We start from the raw sequence: 17534 nt of genomic DNA on the forward strand, positions 1-17534 counted from the left end.
AAATGCGCCATAGCTTAAGCGCTGGGCGGGCTGCCGACCACAGCCGACGCGCCCCATGAAAAAGGGCGCCCTCAGGCGCCCTTCTTCCAACCGGCAGCGGGATCAGCGCTTCTTGTCGCGGCGCTTCTTCTCGGCCTTCTTGTGGTGCGACATGAGCCGACGCTTCTTGTTCACCTGGCGCTCGGTGAGCTTGTTCTTCTTGCCCTCGAAGGGGTTTTCACCACCCTTGTACTCGATGCGGATCGGCGTACCGACCAGCCGCAGGACCCGGCGGTAGGTGTTCTCCAGGTAACGGGTGTAGGACTTGGGCACCGCGTCCACCTGGTTGCCGTGGATCACGATCAGCGGCGGGTTGGCGCCGCCCAGGTGGGCGTAGCGCAGCTTGATGCGGCGACCGTTCACCAGCGGTGGCTGATGCTCCTGCACCGCGTCCTCGAGGATCTGGGTCAGGCGGCTGGTGGGCCAGCGGGTGATGGCGGAGCGGAAGGCAGCCTGGACGGATTTATACAGGTGGCCCACGCCCGTGCCGTGCAGGGCGGAGATGAAGTGGATGTCGGCGAAGTCGACGAAGAACAGGCGGCGCTCCAGCTCGGTCTTCACGTAGTCGCGCTCGCCCGACTCCATACCGTCCCACTTGTTCAGGGCGATGACCAGGGCACGGCCGGTCTCCAGCACGAAGCCCAGCAGGTTGAGGTCGTGCTCGACCACGCCTTCGCGGGCGTCCATGACGAAGATGACCACGTTGGCGTCCTGGATCGCCTGGAGGGTCTTCACCACGGAGAACTTTTCCACCGCCTCGAAGATCTTGCCGCGGCGACGCACGCCAGCGGTGTCGATCAGGGTGTACTTCTCTTCGTTGCGCTCGAAGGGGATGTAGATGCTGTCGCGGGTGGTGCCGGCCTGGTCGTAGACAATCACCCGCTCCTCACCAAGCATGCGGTTCACCAGGGTGGACTTGCCGACATTGGGGCGGCCGATGATGGCGATCTTGATGCCGTCCTTCTCGCTCGGGCCGGGGATGCGCGTGGCCTCCTCGCCTTCGGCGACCTCTTCGGTCTCGGCGGCTTCCTGCTCGTCGGCATCGTCATCACGGGGGAACTCGCCGAGGGCCGCCTGCAGCATCTGGCTGATGCCACGACCGTGGGCTGCGGCGATAGGCAAGGCGTCACCCAGGCCCAAGGGGCTGAACTCGGCACGGGCCAGGTCGGGGTCGACGGTGTCGACCTTGTTGGCCACCAGGAAGGTGCGCTTGTTGCGGCGACGCAGGTGCTCGGCAATGGACTGGTCGGCGGCGCTCATGCCGGCGCGGGAGTCCACCATGAACAGCACGGCATCGGCTTCCTCGATCGCCTGGAGGGACTGCTCGGCCATCTTCGCGTCGATGCCTTGCTCGTCACCCGAGATACCACCGGTGTCGATGACGATGTAGGTGCGTCCCTGCCACTTCGCCTCGCCGTACTGGCGATCACGGGTCAGACCGGCGTACTCCGCGACGATGGCGTTGCGGGTCTTGGTCAGGCGGTTGAACAGGGTGGACTTGCCGACGTTCGGGCGGCCCACCAGGGCGATTACGGGAACCATGAGGCTCTCCACTGCATTTTTCAGAAAACACAACGGCCGCTGCCGTCGAACGGCAGCGGCCGGACATTGAACACCAGCTTAGCGGATGGTCAGGGCGACCAGCTTCCCACCATTGCCGAAGGCGTAGAGCATGTCGCCCACTACCAGCGGACGGGCGCGCAGGCCGTCGCCGTCGATCTTCTCGCGACCGACGAAGTGACCGTCCACCTGGCTCAGCAGGTGCAGATAGCCTTCGAAGTCACCGACCGCCACGTAGCTGGAGAACACCTCGGGGGCCGAGAGCTGGCGACGGGCCAGGGAGTCGTTGCTCCACAGGGCAGAAGTCGAACGCTCGTCGATGCCTTCGATGGTGCCGCTGGCCTGGCTGACGTAGACGCTGCCGAAGCCCTGGGCGACGCCCACGTAGCTGGAAGCTTCGCGCTGCCACAGCACGCGACCGCTTTCCAGGTCCAGGCCGGCGACGCGGCCCTGGTAGGTGGAGACGTACAGGGTGCCACCGGACAGCAGCAGGCCGCCGTCGATGTCCACGACACGATCCAGTTCGGAACGGCCCTGAGGCACGGCGACACGCTGCTCCCACACTGGCAGGCCACGCTGCACGTCGACGGCGATCACTTTGCCGGACGACAGGCCAGCTACCGCCAGGCGGTTGGTCACAACCGGCGCACCGGTGCCACGCAGCGTGAGCACCGCCGGGGTGTTCTCGTAGATCCAGCGCTGGTTGCCGGTGGAGGCGTCGAAGCCGAACAGTGTGTCGTTCTGGGTCTGCACGACCACCACGTCACCGTTGGTGGCCGGCGGTGCCAGCACTTCGCCGTTGACCCGAGCACGCCAGCGCTCTTCACCGTTGCTGGAGTCAAGGGCGATGACTTCGCCTTTCAGGGTGCCCACGAGCACCAGGCCGTAGCCGGCACCGACCGCGCCGGATACCGGCAGGTCGAGCTCCTTGGTCCACAGCTTGTCGCCGGTCATGCGGTCCATGGCAACCACCAGGCCTTCGACGTCACCTGCGTAGATGACGTCGCCGTCGACGGCGGGCACCAGCATGTTGTAGGTCTCGCCCTGGCCTTCACCAATGGAGCGGCTCCAAACCTCCTTGAGCTCGACTTCTTCGGTGATCTTCGGCAGTTCGGCCGGTGGCAATTCCTTCTTGCTGTTGCTGCTGCAACCGGCGGCCAGTACAGCCAGGGCGAGCAGTGCGGCGAATTTCCAGCGCATCGTCATGCGTCCCCTTTGGCGAGGTCGTCGAGCTTCATCTGCAGGCCACCGACTGCGGCGTCATCCGACAGCGCGGCCTTGGCCTTCTCGTAAGCGGCATGGGCATCATCGACGCGGCCCAGCTGGACCAGCAGGTCGCCCTTGAGTTCTTCGCGGCTGGCAAGGAACGACTTGGCGGCATCGCCTTCGAGCAGCTTCAGGGCGTCATCGACCTTGCCCTGGGCGGCCAGGACACGGGCCAGGCGCTGACGTGCCAGCTCACCCAGGGTCGGGTCAGCCGGCTTGTCGACGATGGCCTTGAGCTCGGCGGCCGCGTCGTCCAGCTTGCCGGACTCCACCGCCACCTTGGCGACGAACAGGCTGCCGTACTGGGCGTAGTGAGTGCCGCCGAAATCGCTCTTCAGCTTGTTGGCCAGCTCCGCGACCTTGCCGGCGTCGGGCTTGCCGCTGGGGTTCAGGGCCGTCTCCAGCAATTGCTGGTAGACGATGGAGGCGCCTTGGGACTGGTTGGTCTGGTACTTCTGCCAGGCCTGCCAGCCGAACACCACGGCCAGCGCCAGTGCGCCACCAGTGACCAGGGGCTTGCCGTTGCGTTGCCACCAATCCTTGATCGCCGCCAGTTCTTCGTCTTCGCTACGCGTGCTCACCCCAATCAACTCCTATGTTCCAAAGCTCAAGCCTGTTGCAGGCAGGCGGCCAGGTGCTCGGTCAGAGCATCCCAGGCAATGTTCTGTTGTTCCTGGTCTTCGCGCAGGGGTTTGAAACCTACCACGCGCTTGGCCAGTTCGTCCTCACCCAGGATCAGCGCATACCGTGCGCCGCTCTTGTCGGCTTTCTTGAACTGGCTCTTGAAGCTGCCGGCAGCGGCGTTGACCAGCAGGCGCAGGCCCGGCAGGCCATCGCGCAGGCGCTCGGCCAGGGCCAGGGCAGCCAGCTCGGCCGGCTCGCCAAAGGCGCAGATGTAGACGTCGGCCGGGGCGTTGAGGGTGTCGGGGATCTGCTGCAGGGTATCCAGCAGCAGCACCAGGCGCTCGACGCCCATGGCGAAACCGACGCCCGGGGTCGGCTTGCCACCGAACTGGCTGACCAGCCCGTCATAGCGGCCACCGGCACAGACGGTGCCCTGGGCACCGAGCTTGTCGGTCACCCATTCGAAGACGGTGCGGCTGTAGTAGTCGAGGCCGCGCACCAGCTTCTGGTTGATTTCGTAGCGGATGCCGACGGCATCCAGGCGCGCCTTGAGGCCTTCGAAGTGCGCGACGGACTCTTCGTCCAGGTAGTCGTGCAGGGTCGGCGCATCCACCAGCAGTGCCTGGGTATCGGCGTTCTTGCTGTCGAGGATGCGCAGCGGGTTGGTGGTGAGGCGACGCTGGCTGTCTTCGTCGAGGCGGTCGAAACGCTCCTGCAGGTAGGCCACCAGGGCGTCACGGTAGCGCGCACGGGCTTCGCTGGAACCCAGGCTGTTCAGCTGCAGGGTCACGGCGTCGGCAATGCCGAGTTTTTGCCAGAGGCGCCAGGTAAGCACGATCAGTTCGGCGTCGATGTCCGGCCCGGGGAGGTTGAACACTTCCACGCCGATCTGGTGGAACTGGCGGTAGCGGCCTTTCTGCGGCTTCTCGTAGCGGAACATCGGGCCGGCGTACCACAACTTCTGCACCTGGCCACCGCCGGTGAGGCCGTGCTCAAGGACGGCACGCACGCAACCGGCCGTGCCTTCGGGACGCAGGGTCAGCGACTCTTCGTTGCGGTCGAGGAAGGTGTACATCTCCTTGTCGACCACGTCGGTGCCCTCGCCGATGCCCCGGGCGAACAGCTCGGTGAACTCGAGGATGGGCAGGCGGATTTCCTTGTAGCCATAGCCGTCGAGCAGCGTGGCGAAGGTGTTTTCCAGGTAGCGCCAGGCAGGGGTCTGCTCCGGCAGGATGTCGTTCATGCCACGGATGGCTTGGAGGGTCTTGCTCACGGGGTGTCCTTATTCAGCTGCGGGCGATGACGGCCGCGTCAGCCTCGGCCTTCTCGGCCGCCTTGCGACGGATCAGCCTCTCCAGCTCATCCACCAGGTTCTCGTTCTGCAGTTTCTGCGCCGGCTTGCCGTCGATGTAGACCAGGTTGTTCGGCGTACCGCCGGTGAGGCCGATGTGGGCCTCCTTGGCTTCGCCGGGGCCGTTGACGACGCATCCGATGACGGCAACGTCCAGCGGGACCAACAGGTCCTCCAGGCGCCCTTCCAGTTCGTTCATGGTCTTGACCACATCGAAGTTCTGCCGCGAGCAACTCGGGCAGGCGATGAAGTTGATGCCACGGGAGCGCAGGCGCAGGGACTTGAGGATATCGAAACCAACCTTGATCTCTTCCACCGGGTCGGCGGCCAGGGAAATGCGGATGGTGTCGCCGATGCCTTCGGCGAGCAGCATACCCAGTCCGACCGCCGACTTGACGGTACCCGAGCGCAGACCACCGGCCTCGGTGATGCCGAGGTGCAGGGGCTGCTCGATCTGCCTGGCCAGCAGGCGATAGGCGGCGACGGCCATGAACACGTCGGAGGCCTTCACGCTGACCTTGAAGTTCTGGAAGTCCAGCTTGTCGAGGTAGTCCACATGGCGCATGGCCGATTCGAGCAGGGCTTCCGGGGTGGGCTCGCCATACTTCTTCTGCAGATCCTTCTCCAGGGAACCGGCGTTCACGCCGACACGGATCGGGATGTTGCGGTCACGGGCGGCATCGACCACGGCCTTCACGCGGTCTTCGCGGCCGATGTTGCCGGGGTTGATGCGCAGGCAGTCGACGCCCAGTTCGGCCACGCGCAAGGCGATCTTGTAGTCGAAGTGGATATCGGCCACCAGCGGGACACGGACCTGCTGCTTGATGAGGCCGAAGGCTTCGGCTGCCTCCATGTCCGGCACGGACACACGGACGATATCCGCACCGGCTTCCTCCAGGCGACGGATCTGGCCGACGGTGGCGGCGACGTCGCAGGTGTCGGTGTTGGTCATGCTCTGCACAGCGATGGGGGCATCGCCCCCCACCGGCACGGAGCCGACCCATATCTTGCGGGAAGGGCGACGTTTGATCGGGGATTCGCAATGCATCGTTTATTGACCCAGTTTCAGGCGAGCGGTCTCGCCATGGATGAACGGCGCGATATCCACGGGCTGGCCGTTGTAACTGACCTGAGCGCCTCGGGCGTAGCCCAGTCGCAACTCGAGGGGGGGCTTGCCGGCAGCCTCGATGCTTTCGCCGGAGCGCTTGATTCCGCTCTGCAGCACGCTGCCGCCGGCATCGGTGAGCTGGAACCAGCAGTTGGCAGTGAACTGCACACGCACCACGCCTTGACCGGCAGCGGCCACAACCGGCGCGCCGGGCGTCACAGCAGGAGCGGGAGGCTGGGCCGGAACGGTAGTCTGGGTTGGCGCCGTGGACGGTGCTGCAGTGTTCGGCTGCACGGGCTGAGCGGTAGCCGGAGAAGCCGCAGCCACAACTGGTGCCTGGGCTGGCGTGGCAGGTTGGTGCGGTGCAGCCTCAGGAGTTGCGGCAGTCTCGCCTCCAGCCTGGGCCTCCTGCTGGGTTCCGGCAACAGCCTGGTCCTCAAGCTCGTCCAGCGGGTGGATCTGGGTAGTGCCGTCGGCACTCTCGACTTCCACATGCTCCAGGTTCAGCTCGCTGTTGTCGCTGGCGCGGCGCTCGGCCTGGTCCTGCCACCAGAGGAAGCCGATGACACCCAAAGCAACGAGGATCGCGAAGCTGACGAAACGCAACACACTCTGGGACAGACGGACCGGCTCCTCGATACGTCCCAGGCTGTGGACGCTGCTGCCGGTGGCATCGGTACCGGTGTAACGATCGAACTCGGCAACCAGTTCAGCCTGGTCCAGCCCGATGAGCTTGGCGTAGGCACGGATGTAGCCACGCGCGAAAGTATGGCCGGGAAGCTGCTCGAACGAGCCGGCTTCCAGCTGGCGCAACGCATATTCGGTGAGGTTCAGCTGGCGGGCGATGTCGGCCAGGTCCAGGCCCTGGTTTTCTCGCGCCTGGCGCAGCACTTCGCCCGGATTGCCCCGGGTCGCAGCGACAGGTTCGGGTTGCGACGCTTTCATCTTTGCTCCGACAGGTATTGCTGGTACTCGGGCGTACCGGGATAGAGGCGTTTGAGCTGCAGGCCCAGGCTGGCGGCCTGGTCACGGTCCTCGAAGACCGTGGCGATGCGCACGCCGAGCAGGAGGCTGCGGGCTGTCTGGGGGGCGATCTTGGTGTAACGCTCGTAGTAATCACGGGCGGGAACGTACTGCTTCTCATCGAACGAGAGGCTGGCCATTTCCAGCAATGCCACGGGCTGCTGGATGTTCAGGCGCAGGGACTTGTCGAAATACTGCTTGGCCTGGTCGATACGCTTCATGCGCAGGGCCGTCAGGCCGAGGTTCTCGAATACTCGGGAACGCTCGGGATAGAGGCTGTCTTCTGCCGCTTCCTGGAAGCGTTCGAGGGCTTCCTCGTAGCGCTTCTGCTCGAACAGGAAACCGCCATAGTTATTGAGGATGCGCGCATCGCGACGTGAGGAGAGGGCCTTGCGGTAGTGCTCGTCGGCCAGCTTGGGTTCCATCTCGGTCTGGAAAACCAAGGCCAGCGCGGCGTTGGCATCCGCGCTGGAAGAGTCGAGTTCGAGGGCCTTGCGCAGCGGCACCTTGGCACGCTCCGCAGCCCCCTGCTGCAGGTAGCCGAGGCCCAGCTGGATATAGGCATCCCGGGCCTTTTCACGCCCCTCCGCGGTCCTCATCGGGTCCACCGAGCCGGTGGATACGCAGCCAGCCAGACTGGCGAGTACGAGAATGAGCGCAGCGCGCAGGGTCATGGAGTTTCTCCCTTCAGTTTCGGTTGGCGGCGTTCAGGCCGGCGTCCGCGTCGTTGTCGAGCTGACGCAGGGCGATGTAACGCTGGCTGCGGCGGGTACGGTCCATGACCTGCCCGACCAGTTGCCCACAAGCGGCGTCGATGTCGTCGCCACGGGTGGTGCGAACGGTGACGTTGTGACCGGCCTTGTGCAACAGGTCCTGAAAACGGCGAATGGCGTTGTTGCTCGGCCGCTCGTACCCGGAGAAGGGGAAGGGATTAAACGGAATGAGGTTGATCTTGCAAGGAAAATCCTTGAGGAGTGCGATCATCTGCTCAGCATGGACAGGCTGATCGTTCACATCCTTGAGCAGCGTGTACTCGATGGTCAGGAAGCGCTTCTCACCGAGACGGGAGATGTAGCGATTGCAGGCATCCAGCACCACCGCGAGGGGGTACTTCTTGTTGATCGGCACCAGCTCGTTACGCAGTTCGTCATTGGGCGCGTGCAGGGACAGCGCCAGCGACACGTCGGTGACTTCAGCGAGCTTGTCGATCATCGGTGCCACGCCGGAGGTGGACAGGGTCACCTTGCGCTTGGAAATGCCATAGCCGAGGTCGTCCATCATGATGGTCATGGCGGACACGACGTTGTCGAAGTTCAGCAGCGGCTCGCCCATGCCCATCATCACCACGTTGGTGATGGCGCGGTCGATCTTGGCCGGGACGGTTCCGAAGGATTTGTTGGCGATCCAGACCTGGCCGATGATCTCGGCGGCGGTGAGGTCGCTGTTGAAACCCTGCTTGCCAGTGGAGCAGAAGCTGCAGTCCAGCGCGCAACCAGCCTGGGACGAGACGCACAACGTGCCGCGCCCTCCCTGGGGGATGTAGACCGTCTCGACGCAACTGCCCGACGCCACACGGACCACCCACTTGCGGGTGCCATCGCTGGAAATGTCCTGGCTGACCACTTCCGGGCCACGGATTTCGGCAGAGGCCTTGAGCTTCTCGCGCAAGGCCTTGCCGATATTGCTCATGGCGTCGAAGTCCTCGACGCCGAAGTGGTGAATCCACTTCATCACCTGACCGGCGCGGAAGCGTTTCTCCCCGATGGTTTCGAAGAAGCTTTCCAGTTGCGGCTGGGTCAGACCCAGCAGGTTCACTTTACCGGTCGATGCAGTCATGGCTTCACCCTCTCCCAGCCGCGATCAGCGGATGCGAGCGCACACCTCGGTGGCGGCGAAGAAGTAGGCGATCTCGCGAGCAGCGGAGGCCTCGGAGTCGGAACCGTGTACGGCGTTTTCGTCAATGGAAACGGCGAAATCGGCGCGGATGGTACCGGCATCGGCTTTCTTCGGATCGGTAGCGCCCATCAGTTCACGGTTCTTGGCGATGGCGCCTTCGCCTTCCAGTACCTGGACAACGACCGGACCGGAGGTCATGAAGGAAACCAGATCCTTGAAGAAGGGACGCTCTTTGTGCTCGGCGTAGAAGCCGCCGGCTTCACGCTCGGACAGTTGGACCATCTTGGCGGCAACGACGCGCAGGCCGGCCTTCTCGAAGCGGGTGACGATCTCGCCGATGACGTTCTTGGAAACGGCGTCCGGCTTGATGATGGAGAGGGTACGTTCAACAGCCATGGAATTACTCCGGAAACTATGGATTAAAGCGAAAAATTAAACCCGCGAATTATACGCGGGTTCCAGTTAAATGCGTAGGGTGGCTGAGTGGGTCTCAGTCAGCCTCTTCGATCCAGGCCGCCTGGATCGCCTCCAGAACCTTCTCGCCCCCTCGCCGGGTGTCGTCATCAAAATCCGGCAAACTGGTCACCCAATTGTGGAGGTCGACGAAATTGACGTAGCGCGGGTCCACGTCTGGCTTGCTTTCGGCAAGCTGGATGGCGATTTCCAGCACATCAACCCATTTCAGACTCATGGCGCGGCCCTCAGTGCTTTTCCGAAACCTGGTTGATGGTGTACTTCGGAATCTCCACCACCAAGTCCTCTTCGCCTACGACGGCCTGACAGGACAGACGCGATTCGGCCTCCAGCCCCCAGGCCTTGTCCAGCATGTCGTCCTCCAGTTCGTCTGAGGGCTCCATGGACGCGAAGCCCTCACGGACGACCACGTGGCAGGTGGTGCAGGCGCAGGACATCTCGCAGGCATGCTCGATCTCCAGGCCGTTGCGCAGCGCCGCCGCAATGATGGTCTCGCCCGTCTGGGCCTCTACCACCAACCCTTCGGGGCAGTGCTCGGCGTGGGGCAGGAATACGATCTGCGGCATGGGGTCATTCCTCGATTTCATTCAGTCGGCGCCCGGCCAGGGCTGCCTTGACACTGGCATCCATGCGCCGCGCCGCGAAGGCGTCGGTCACCTGGACCAGTCGTTTGGTCTGCTGCTCGATCGCCAGGCCGTCGCTGCCTTCGAGCAGCTCGCGCAGTTGATCCAGCTGATAGGCGATGGCGGCACGCTCGTCGCCGTCCAGCAGGGTGTCGCCATCCGCCTGGACAGCCGCCTCGACGGCTTCGATCAGGCGGCGGGCCTCGACCTGGTGCTCACGCAGCACCCGGGCCTGCTTGTCGTCATTGGCGTACTGGAAGGAGTCCTGGAGCATACGGGCTATCTCGCCATCGGTCAGACCGTAGGACGGCTTGACCTGGATGCTCGCCTCGATACCCGAGCCCAACTCCCGCGCGGTCACGCCCAACAAACCGTCGGCATCCACCTGGAAGGTGACGCGGATCTTCGCCGCGCCCGCCACCATCGGCGGGATGCCACGAAGCTCGAAGCGCGCCAGGGAACGGCAGTCCTTGACCAGCTCACGCTCACCCTGGAGCACATGGATCATCATGGCGGTCTGGCCATCGCGGTAGGTGGTGAAGTCCTGCGCGCGCGCCACCGGGATGGTGGTGTTGCGCGGGATGACCTTCTCCATCAGCCCGCCCATGGTCTCGAGACCGAGGGATAGCGGGATCACGTCAAGCAACAGCAGCTCTTCGCCACGCTTGTTGCCCGCCAGGATGTCAGCCTGGATGGCAGCACCGATGGCCACCACCTGGTCCGGGTCAATGTCGGTCAGCGGCTCACGCCCGAACAGACCCGCCACCGCCTCGCGAACACGGGGCACACGAGTCGAACCGCCGACCATCACCACCGCCTCGACATCCTCGACTTCTATGCCGGCGTCCCGCACGGCACGGCGACAGGCCTTGAGGCTGCGCGCCACCATGGGCTCGATCAGTGCCTCGAAATGATCGCGAGTCAAGATGGACGCCCAGCCGCGGTAGCCAACCTCCACATGGTCAGCCGTGGTGAGTGCTTCTTTGGCAGCACAGGCGACTTGCAGCAGGTTGCGCTGGGCACCGGCGTCCAGGTCAGCGGAAAGGCCGGCCTGCTCGACGATCCAACCAGCGATGGCATGGTCGAAGTCATCACCGCCGAGGGCGCTGTCGCCACCCGTGGCCAGGACCTCAAAGACCCCGCGGGTCAGGCGAAGGATGGACACGTCAAAGGTGCCGCCACCCAGGTCATAGATGGCAACGACACCCTGGGCCTGCTTGTCCAGGCCGTAGGCGACCGCTGCCGCCGTCGGCTCATTGAGCAGGCGCAGCACATTAAGGCCGGCCAACCGCGCAGCGTCCTTGGTGGCCTGCCGCTGGGCGTCGTCGAAATAGGCCGGCACGGTGATGACCGCACCGACCAGCTCGCCACCCAGGCTCGACTCGGCACGCTGGCGCAATGCGCGAAGGATATCGGCGGACACCTCGACCGGGCTGCGGACGCCCTGCACGGTCTCGATGAACGGCATGTGGGATTCCCCTGCAACGAAGCGGTAGGGCAGGTGCTCGCCCAAATGTTTTACATCCTCAAGGCCACGCCCCATGAGACGCTTGACGGAGAGAACGGTGTTCAGCGGGTCGTCCAGGGCGGCGTCACGGGCGGTACGCCCGACCTCGACCCGGTCGGGATGGTAGCGAACAGCCGAAGGAACGATCACGTCGCCCTGGGCATCGGGCAAGGGCTCGGCGACACCGCTTCTGACGGCGGCGACGAGGGAATTGGTGGTGCCAAGGTCGATACCCACGGCCAGGCGACGCTGGTGCGGCTTGGGGCTCAGTCCGGGTTCGGCGATCTGCAGTAGGGCCATGCTGGTCTGCTAGTCAGGCGGCGCCCCCGCCATGGCGAGGGCGACAGGGTTAGTCGTCGAGGCGCTCTTCGAGTTGGCGCACTTCCTGAGCGAGCTTGTCGAGGAATTGCATGCGGCGCACAAGGCGCTCGGCCTCATCGCGACGGGCTTCGTCATCCCAACAGGCGGCGAACGCCGACTCGAGCTCGCCCTGGGCCGAGCGCAGGCGGCGCTTGAAGGAGGCCACGCCATCGAGATCAGCGGAGTCCTGGAGGTCTTCCAGCTCTTCGCGCCACTGCATCTGCTGCAGCAGGAAGCCGGGATCCTGGACGGTCGCTTCGAGTGGCAGCTCGCGCCCCTTCAGCGCCAACAGGTAAAGCGCGCGCTGCGGGGTACTGCGCAGGACCTGGTAGGCCTCGTTGAGCTGGGCGGCATGCTCAAGCGCGAGTCGCTGCTCGCGCTCGGAGGCGTCGACGAAGCGGTCAGGGTGGACGGTACGGGCAAGCTCGCGATAGCGAACCGCCAGGCGCTCGGGATCTATCTCGAAGCCGGGCTTGAGATCGAACAGCGCGAAGTGACAGGGACTACCCACACCGAACCTCAGACGTTGAAGCTTTCGCCGCAACCGCACTCGCCGCGAACGTTCGGGTTATTGAACTTGAAGCCCTCGTTAAGGCCCTCGCGAACGAAGTCCAGCTCGGTGCCGTCGAGGTAGGCCAGGCTCTTGGGATCAATGATCACCTTGACCCCGTGGCTCTCGTAAACGAGATCCTCGGAAGCCACCTCATCGACGAACTCCAGCACGTAGGCCAGGCCGGAGCAGCCAGTGGTGCGGACGCCGAGTCGAATTCCCTCACCCTTGCCGCGCCCCTCAAGGGAGCGACGGACATGGCTGGCGGCGGCTTCGGTCATGCTGATGGCCATAACGACTCCTCGATGATCAGATCAGACCCTTCTTCTGCTTGTAGTCCTGGACGGCCGCCTTGATGGCATCCTCAGCCAGAACCGAGCAGTGGATCTTCACCGGCGGCAGGGCCAGCTCTTCGGCAATGGTGGTGTTCTTGATGGCAGCAGCCTCGTCCAGGGTCTTGCCCTTCATCCACTCGGTAGCAAGGGAGCTGGAGGCGATGGCGGAGCCGCAGCCGTAGGTCTTGAACTTGGCGTCTTCGATCACGCCCTGCTCGTTGACCTTGATCTGCAGACGCATCACGTCGCCGCATGCCGGGGCGCCGACCATGCCGGTGCCGACGTTCGGGTCCTCGGCGTCGAGCTTGCCGACGTTCCGGGGGTTCTCGTAGTGGTCGATGACCTTTTCGCTGTATGCCATGTGCTTATTCCTCGCTCATCAGGGGTGGCGTCAGTGCGCCTGCCATTCGACCTTGGAGAGGTCGACGCCCTCTTTGTACATGTCCCACAGGGGGGACAATTCACGGAGTTTGTCCACCGCCTCGCGCACCTTGGCGGCCGCGTAGTCGACCTCTTCCTCGGTGGTGAAGCGGCCGAAGGTGAAGCGGATGGAGCTGTGTGCCAACTCGTCGTTACGGCCCAGGGCACGCAGCACGTAGGACGGCTCGAGGGAGGCGGAGGTGCAGGCCGAACCCGAGGATACGGCCAGGTCCTTGAGCGCCATGATCAGCGACTCGCCTTCGACGTAGTTGAAGCTGAGGTTCAGGTTGTGCGGAACACGGGCGGTGGCACTGCCGTTCAGGTACAGCTCCTCCATACCCTCCAGGGCCGCCCAGAACCGCTGACTAAGGCCACGAACGCGCTCGCTCTCGGAGGCCATTTCCTGCTTGGCGATCTGGAAGGCTTCGCCCATGCCGACGATCTGGTGGGTGGCCAAGGTACCGGAACGCATGCCGCGCTCGTGACCACCGCCATGCATCATCGCCTCCAGGCGCACACGCGGCTTGCGGCGTACGTAGAGAGCGCCGATGCCTTTCGGGCCGTAGGTCTTGTGGGCGGAGAAAGACATCAGGTCGACCTTGAGCTTCTCCAGATCAATCTCCACCTTGCCAGTGGACTGGGCCGCGTCGACGTGAAACAGGATGCCGCGAGCACGGGTCAGCTCGCCGATGGCGGCGATGTCGTTGACGGTGCCGATCTCGTTGTTCACGTGCATGACGGAGACGAGGATGGTGTCGTCGCGCAGGGCCGCCTCGACCATCGCCGGGGTGATCAGGCCGTCTTCACCGGGTTCCAGGTAGGTGACCTCGAAGCCTTCGCGCTCCAGCTGGCGAGTGGTATCCAGGACCGCCTTGTGCTCGATCTTGGAAGTGATCAGGTGCTTGCCCTTGCTCTGGTAGAAGTGCGCGACACCCTTGATGGCGAGGTTGTCGGACTCGGTGGCACCGGAAGTCCAGACGATTTCGCGCGGGTCGGCATTGACCAGTTCGGCCACCTGGCGGCGGGCGTTCTCCACTGCCTCCTCGGCCTTCCAGCCGAACACGTGGGAGCGGGAAGCGGGGTTACCGAAGTTGCCGTCGGCCAGCAGGCAATCGCTCATCTTCTGAGCAACGCGGGGGTCGACCGGAGTGGTTGCGGAGTAATCCAGGTAAATCGGCAATCTCATCGGTTGTCTCCTATCAGGCGGGTGCCCTGCTCATTCGATGGCGGACACTTCAATCTTTTCGGGGCTCGAATTCCGTCCACTGGGACGACGCTGGCCATGGCGCTCGTTCTGACGCTGAGCGACTTCCTGGACCTCGTTGCGACTGACGATGTCGCTCAGGCTGATGCTGCTGAGGAAGTCGTGGATCTGGAGGCTGAGGTCATCCCACAGGTGGTGGGTCAGGCAGGCACCGCCGGAGGAGTCGCAGTTGCCCTGACCCTGGCAGCGCGTGACGTCGACGGACTCGTTGACCGCATCGATGACCTGCGCCACGTAGATGCTGGAAACGTCGCGGGACAACTGGTAGCCGCCGCCCGGGCCGCGAACGCTGCTGACCAGATTGCCACGGCGCAACTTGGCGAACAGCTGTTCAAGATAAGAGAGGGAGATGCCCTGACGCTCGGAAATATCTGCCAGAGAAACCGGACCTTGCTGCGAGTGCAAAGCCAGGTCGAGCATGGCTGTGACGGCGTAGCGGCCTTTGGTGGTCAGTCGCATGGGAAGTCCACGGTTCGCTGAAGTGCGAGCGAGTATGCTATTCCCGACTATTTAAGTCAACTATAAGCCTGATTAAATAAGTCAGGTATTGCGCTGGGCAGGGGCGCGAATCATATCAGAAACTCGCACCTTCGCCTATCAGACAGTCGGACGCTCCGTGGCGCCCTTTTCACCCTCGAAGGCCTCGCAACGCAACTCGGGCAGGGCCGTCGCGCGGTAGTCACTGCCCAGCTCGGTGAGCGCCTTGCACATGCCGTCGAGGCGCTGATCCACCGCCTGGACATGATCAAGCAGTTGGCCGATGGCACGCGCCACAGGGTCCGGCATGTCCTGCCCGACACCATAGGCATCGAAGCCGAAGCGCTCGGCCAGCGCCTGACGCCGCGCGGCCTGCTCGGAGTCTTCCTTGACGATGATCCGCGCGGGAATGCCGACCGCCGTGGCACCGGCCGGGACCGCCTTGGTCACAACCGCATTGGAGCCGATCTTGGCCCCCGCCCCGACCGTGAACGGGCCAAGCACCTTGGCCCCCGCCCCCACCACCACGCCATCCTCCAGGGTCGGGTGACGTTTACCCTTGCTCCAACTGGTGCCACCCAAGGTCACGCCCTGGTAGAGCGTGACGTCGTCACCGATCTCGGCAGTTTCACCGATGACGATGCCCATGCCGTGGTCGATGAAGAAGCGCCTGCCGATCCGTGCTCCGGGGTGGATCTCGATGCCGGTCAGCCAGCGACCGAAGTTCGACACCAGCCGCGCCGCCCACTTCCACCCGGCAACCCACAGCGCGTGCGCGATACGATGCAGCCAGATGGCGTGCAGCCCCGGGTAGCAGGTGAGCACCTCGAAGGCGTTGCGTGCTGCCGGGTCACGGTGGAATACACCCCGGATGTCTTCCCGCATGCGAGCCAGCATCACCTCTCCCTCCGCTTCTGGATCTCGCCGCGCGCCGCCTTCTGCGTCTCGGTGAGGATGCCGCGCAGGATGTTCATCTCGAGCTTGCTGATGGAGGCGCGACCGTAGAGCCGGCGCAGGCGGGTCATCAGATGCCGGGGACGCTCAGGGTCGAGGAAGGCGATGTCCACCAGGGTCTGCTCCAGGTGGCCGAAGAAGCGCTCCAGCTCGTCGACCGTCACCGGCTGCACGTTCTCCTCGGCCGTGAGCTCAACCTTCTCCATCTTGGTCGGCTGACCCTGGACCTGCAGCCAGGCCATGCGAACCTCATAGGTCAGCACCTGCACGGCGGACGCCAGGTTCAGGGAGCCAAAGGCCGGGTCGGACGGGATATGCACATGGAACTGGCAACGCTGCAGCTCGTCATTGGTCAGGCCGGCGTATTCGCGCCCGAACACCAGGGCGACTTCGGCCCCGTCGCTGATCTGCTCGACGCAACTGGCCGCGCACTCGCGAGGGTCCAGCAGCGGCCAGGGGATATGGCGATCCCGCGCGCTGGTGCCATAGACCAGGCTGCAACCCACCAGCGCCTGCTCCAGGGTGTCCACCACCAGAGCGGACTCGAGGATATCGTCGGCACCCGAGGCGCGGGCATAGGCCTCGCGGTCAGGGAACTGCTCCGGCTGGACCAGCACGAGCTTCGACAAACCCATGTTTTTCATCGCCCGCGCAGCACCGCCGATGTTGCCGGGATGACTGGTGCCGACCAGCACCACACGAATATTCTGCAGCACGCCCGCCTGCTCCCACCTGAACTACAAAAGGGTGGGAAATCTTACAGAAACAGTCGGGTAAACACCACGAAGGCCGATGGGCGCATCTACATGGCCTGGGCTTTTCTGCTAGAATTCGCGGCTTTCTTTAACGACCCCAGGTATACGCCCCCATGCAGCCCATGCTGAACATCGCCCTGCGCGCCGCTCGCAGCGCCGGCGAATTGATCTTCCGTTCGATCGAGCGCCTGGACGTGATCGCCATCAACGAGAAGGACGCCAAGGACTACGTCACCGAAGTCGACCGCGCTGCCGAGGAAACCATCATCCAGGCCCTGCGCAAGGCGTATCCGACCCACGGCATCCTGGGCGAGGAAGGTACCTCCATCGCCGGCACCGGCGAGGGCGCCGACTACCAGTGGATCATCGACCCGCTGGACGGCACCACCAACTTCATCCGCGGCGTCCCGCACTTCGCCGTCAGCATCGCCTGCAAGTACAAGGGTCGCCTGGAACACGCCGTGGTCCTCGATCCGGTTCGCCAGGAAGAGTTCACTGCCAGCCGTGGCCGTGGCGCCGCCCTGAACGGCCGCCGCCTGCGCGTCAGCAACCGCAAGAGCCTGGAAGGCGCCCTGCTCGGCACCGGCTTCCCCTTCCGTGACAGCCAACTCGACCACCTGGACAACTACCTGAACATGTTCCGCAGCCTGGTCGGCCAGACCGCAGGCCTGCGCCGCGCCGGCTCCGCGAGCCTGGACCTGGCCTATGTCGCCGCAGGCCGCTTCGATGCGTTCTGGGAGTTCGGCCTGTCCGAGTGGGACATGGCAGCAGGCGCCCTGCTGGTACAGGAAGCAGGCGGCCTGGTGAGCGACTTCACCGGCGGTCACGACTTCCTGGAAAAAGGCCACGTCGTGGCAGGCAACACCAAGTGCTTCAAGGCCGTGCTGACTGCTATTCAGCCGCACCTGCCGCCTTCGCTGAAGCGCTGAACCGCGACCGCAACGAAAA

At 64.3% G+C, this 17534-nt stretch carries 20 protein-coding genes; 1 reads left to right on the plus strand and 19 read right to left on the minus strand.

Features of this window, described 5'->3' with window-relative positions:
- Positions 1-102: 102 nt before the first annotated feature.
- The 19 genes from der to trmJ all read right to left on the minus strand — a co-directional run bounded on the left by der (position 103) and on the right by trmJ (position 16547).
- Entirely contained in the window at positions 103-1581 is a 1479-nt protein-coding gene (gene der, locus A9G05_RS01630; protein ID WP_069559320.1) for a ribosome biogenesis GTPase Der, read from the minus strand.
- Positions 1582-1659: 78 nt separating this feature from the next.
- A complete protein-coding gene (bamB, locus tag A9G05_RS01635) occupies positions 1660-2799 on the minus strand; it encodes an outer membrane protein assembly factor BamB (RefSeq protein ID WP_069559321.1) in 1140 nt (379 codons plus the stop codon).
- Positions 2800-2801: 2 nt separating this feature from the next.
- Positions 2802-3446 (minus strand): YfgM family protein, encoded by a 645-nt coding sequence (locus tag A9G05_RS01640; RefSeq protein ID WP_069559322.1) that lies wholly within the window; start codon positions 3444-3446, stop codon positions 2802-2804.
- Between the two features lie 26 nt (positions 3447-3472).
- Positions 3473-4762, minus strand: a complete 1290-nt coding sequence (gene hisS, locus A9G05_RS01645) for a histidine--tRNA ligase (protein ID WP_069559323.1) — start codon at positions 4760-4762, stop codon at positions 3473-3475.
- Between the two features lie 13 nt (positions 4763-4775).
- Positions 4776-5888: a flavodoxin-dependent (E)-4-hydroxy-3-methylbut-2-enyl-diphosphate synthase gene (gene ispG / locus A9G05_RS01650; RefSeq protein WP_069559324.1), complete on the minus strand. Its 1113-nt coding sequence runs from the start codon at positions 5886-5888 to the stop codon at positions 4776-4778.
- 3 nt (positions 5889-5891) lie between these two features.
- On the minus strand, positions 5892-6893 hold the full coding sequence (locus A9G05_RS01655) for a RodZ family helix-turn-helix domain-containing protein (protein ID WP_069559325.1): 1002 nt from the start codon (positions 6891-6893) through the stop codon (positions 5892-5894).
- The gene (gene pilW, locus A9G05_RS01660) at positions 6890-7645 is read right to left on the minus strand and encodes a type IV pilus biogenesis/stability protein PilW (protein WP_069559326.1); all 756 of its coding nucleotides are present in this window, start codon (positions 7643-7645) and stop codon (positions 6890-6892) included. The genes A9G05_RS01655 and pilW overlap by 4 nt, the downstream gene beginning before the upstream one ends.
- A gap of 13 nt (positions 7646-7658) precedes the next feature.
- Positions 7659-8807, minus strand: a complete 1149-nt coding sequence (gene rlmN, locus A9G05_RS01665; RefSeq protein ID WP_069559327.1) for a 23S rRNA (adenine(2503)-C(2))-methyltransferase RlmN — start codon at positions 8805-8807, stop codon at positions 7659-7661.
- Positions 8808-8831: 24 nt separating this feature from the next.
- Complete coding sequence (gene ndk, locus A9G05_RS01670) at positions 8832-9263, minus strand: nucleoside-diphosphate kinase (RefSeq protein ID WP_044405994.1); 432 nt, start codon at positions 9261-9263, stop codon at positions 8832-8834.
- 94 nt (positions 9264-9357) lie between these two features.
- Positions 9358-9558: a Fe-S cluster assembly protein IscX gene (iscX, locus tag A9G05_RS01675; protein ID WP_069559328.1), complete on the minus strand. Its 201-nt coding sequence runs from the start codon at positions 9556-9558 to the stop codon at positions 9358-9360.
- A gap of 10 nt (positions 9559-9568) precedes the next feature.
- The gene (gene fdx / locus A9G05_RS01680) at positions 9569-9907 is read right to left on the minus strand and encodes an ISC system 2Fe-2S type ferredoxin (RefSeq protein ID WP_069559329.1); all 339 of its coding nucleotides are present in this window, start codon (positions 9905-9907) and stop codon (positions 9569-9571) included.
- A gap of 4 nt (positions 9908-9911) precedes the next feature.
- A complete protein-coding gene (gene hscA / locus A9G05_RS01685) occupies positions 9912-11771 on the minus strand; it encodes a Fe-S protein assembly chaperone HscA (protein ID WP_069559330.1) in 1860 nt (619 codons plus the stop codon).
- 49 nt (positions 11772-11820) lie between these two features.
- A complete protein-coding gene (gene hscB, locus A9G05_RS01690) occupies positions 11821-12342 on the minus strand; it encodes a co-chaperone HscB (protein ID WP_069559331.1) in 522 nt (173 codons plus the stop codon).
- 8 nt (positions 12343-12350) lie between these two features.
- The gene (iscA, locus tag A9G05_RS01695) at positions 12351-12674 is read right to left on the minus strand and encodes an iron-sulfur cluster assembly protein IscA (protein WP_044406003.1); all 324 of its coding nucleotides are present in this window, start codon (positions 12672-12674) and stop codon (positions 12351-12353) included.
- Between the two features lie 16 nt (positions 12675-12690).
- Positions 12691-13077: a Fe-S cluster assembly scaffold IscU gene (iscU, locus tag A9G05_RS01700; RefSeq protein WP_044406005.1), complete on the minus strand. Its 387-nt coding sequence runs from the start codon at positions 13075-13077 to the stop codon at positions 12691-12693.
- Between the two features lie 30 nt (positions 13078-13107).
- On the minus strand, positions 13108-14322 hold the full coding sequence (locus tag A9G05_RS01705; RefSeq protein WP_069559332.1) for an IscS subfamily cysteine desulfurase: 1215 nt from the start codon (positions 14320-14322) through the stop codon (positions 13108-13110).
- Positions 14323-14352: 30 nt separating this feature from the next.
- Positions 14353-14859 carry a Fe-S cluster assembly transcriptional regulator IscR gene (gene iscR / locus A9G05_RS01710; RefSeq protein WP_044406009.1) on the minus strand — a complete coding sequence of 169 codons (507 nt, stop codon included), beginning with the start codon at positions 14857-14859 and terminating at the stop codon, positions 14353-14355.
- Between the two features lie 138 nt (positions 14860-14997).
- Positions 14998-15774, minus strand: coding sequence for a serine O-acetyltransferase (gene cysE, locus A9G05_RS01715; RefSeq protein WP_069559333.1), 777 nt, complete (start codon positions 15772-15774; stop codon positions 14998-15000).
- The gene (gene trmJ / locus A9G05_RS01720; protein WP_069559334.1) at positions 15774-16547 is read right to left on the minus strand and encodes a tRNA (cytosine(32)/uridine(32)-2'-O)-methyltransferase TrmJ; all 774 of its coding nucleotides are present in this window, start codon (positions 16545-16547) and stop codon (positions 15774-15776) included. Before trmJ ends, cysE begins: the two co-directional genes overlap by 1 nt.
- A 152-nt stretch (positions 16548-16699) precedes the next feature.
- Here trmJ and suhB point away from each other — a divergent pair, with 152 nt between their 5' ends.
- The gene (gene suhB / locus A9G05_RS01725) at positions 16700-17515 is read left to right on the plus strand and encodes an inositol-phosphate phosphatase (protein WP_044406015.1); all 816 of its coding nucleotides are present in this window, start codon (positions 16700-16702) and stop codon (positions 17513-17515) included.
- Positions 17516-17534 lie beyond the last annotated feature (19 nt).

The organism is Pseudomonas sp. ENNP23 (genome assembly GCF_001728945.1).
GTDB classification, from domain to species: Bacteria; Pseudomonadota; Gammaproteobacteria; order Pseudomonadales; family Pseudomonadaceae; genus Metapseudomonas; species Metapseudomonas otitidis.

Coding starts and splice junctions, on each gene's coding strand:
- der (WP_069559320.1), bottom strand. CDS start 1,581: ATGGTTCCCGTAATCGCCCTGGTGGGCCGCCCGAACGTCGGCAAGTCC.
- bamB (WP_069559321.1), bottom strand. CDS start 2,799: ATGCGCTGGAAATTCGCCGCACTGCTCGCCCTGGCTGTACTGGCCGCC.
- ispG (WP_069559324.1), bottom strand. CDS start 5,888: ATGCATTGCGAATCCCCGATCAAACGTCGCCCTTCCCGCAAGATATGG.
- A9G05_RS01655 (WP_069559325.1), bottom strand. CDS start 6,893: ATGAAAGCGTCGCAACCCGAACCTGTCGCTGCGACCCGGGGCAATCCG.
- pilW (WP_069559326.1), bottom strand. CDS start 7,645: ATGACCCTGCGCGCTGCGCTCATTCTCGTACTCGCCAGTCTGGCTGGC.
- rlmN (WP_069559327.1), bottom strand. CDS start 8,807: ATGACTGCATCGACCGGTAAAGTGAACCTGCTGGGTCTGACCCAGCCG.
- ndk (WP_044405994.1), bottom strand. CDS start 9,263: ATGGCTGTTGAACGTACCCTCTCCATCATCAAGCCGGACGCCGTTTCC.
- iscX (WP_069559328.1), bottom strand. CDS start 9,558: ATGAGTCTGAAATGGGTTGATGTGCTGGAAATCGCCATCCAGCTTGCC.
- fdx (WP_069559329.1), bottom strand. CDS start 9,907: ATGCCGCAGATCGTATTCCTGCCCCACGCCGAGCACTGCCCCGAAGGG.
- hscA (WP_069559330.1), bottom strand. CDS start 11,771: ATGGCCCTACTGCAGATCGCCGAACCCGGACTGAGCCCCAAGCCGCAC.
- iscA (WP_044406003.1), bottom strand. CDS start 12,674: ATGGCCATCAGCATGACCGAAGCCGCCGCCAGCCATGTCCGTCGCTCC.
- iscU (WP_044406005.1), bottom strand. CDS start 13,077: ATGGCATACAGCGAAAAGGTCATCGACCACTACGAGAACCCCCGGAAC.
- A9G05_RS01705 (WP_069559332.1), bottom strand. CDS start 14,322: ATGAGATTGCCGATTTACCTGGATTACTCCGCAACCACTCCGGTCGAC.
- iscR (WP_044406009.1), bottom strand. CDS start 14,859: ATGCGACTGACCACCAAAGGCCGCTACGCCGTCACAGCCATGCTCGAC.
- cysE (WP_069559333.1), bottom strand. CDS start 15,774: ATGCTGGCTCGCATGCGGGAAGACATCCGGGGTGTATTCCACCGTGAC.
- suhB (WP_044406015.1), top strand. CDS start 16,700: ATGCAGCCCATGCTGAACATCGCCCTGCGCGCCGCTCGCAGCGCCGGC.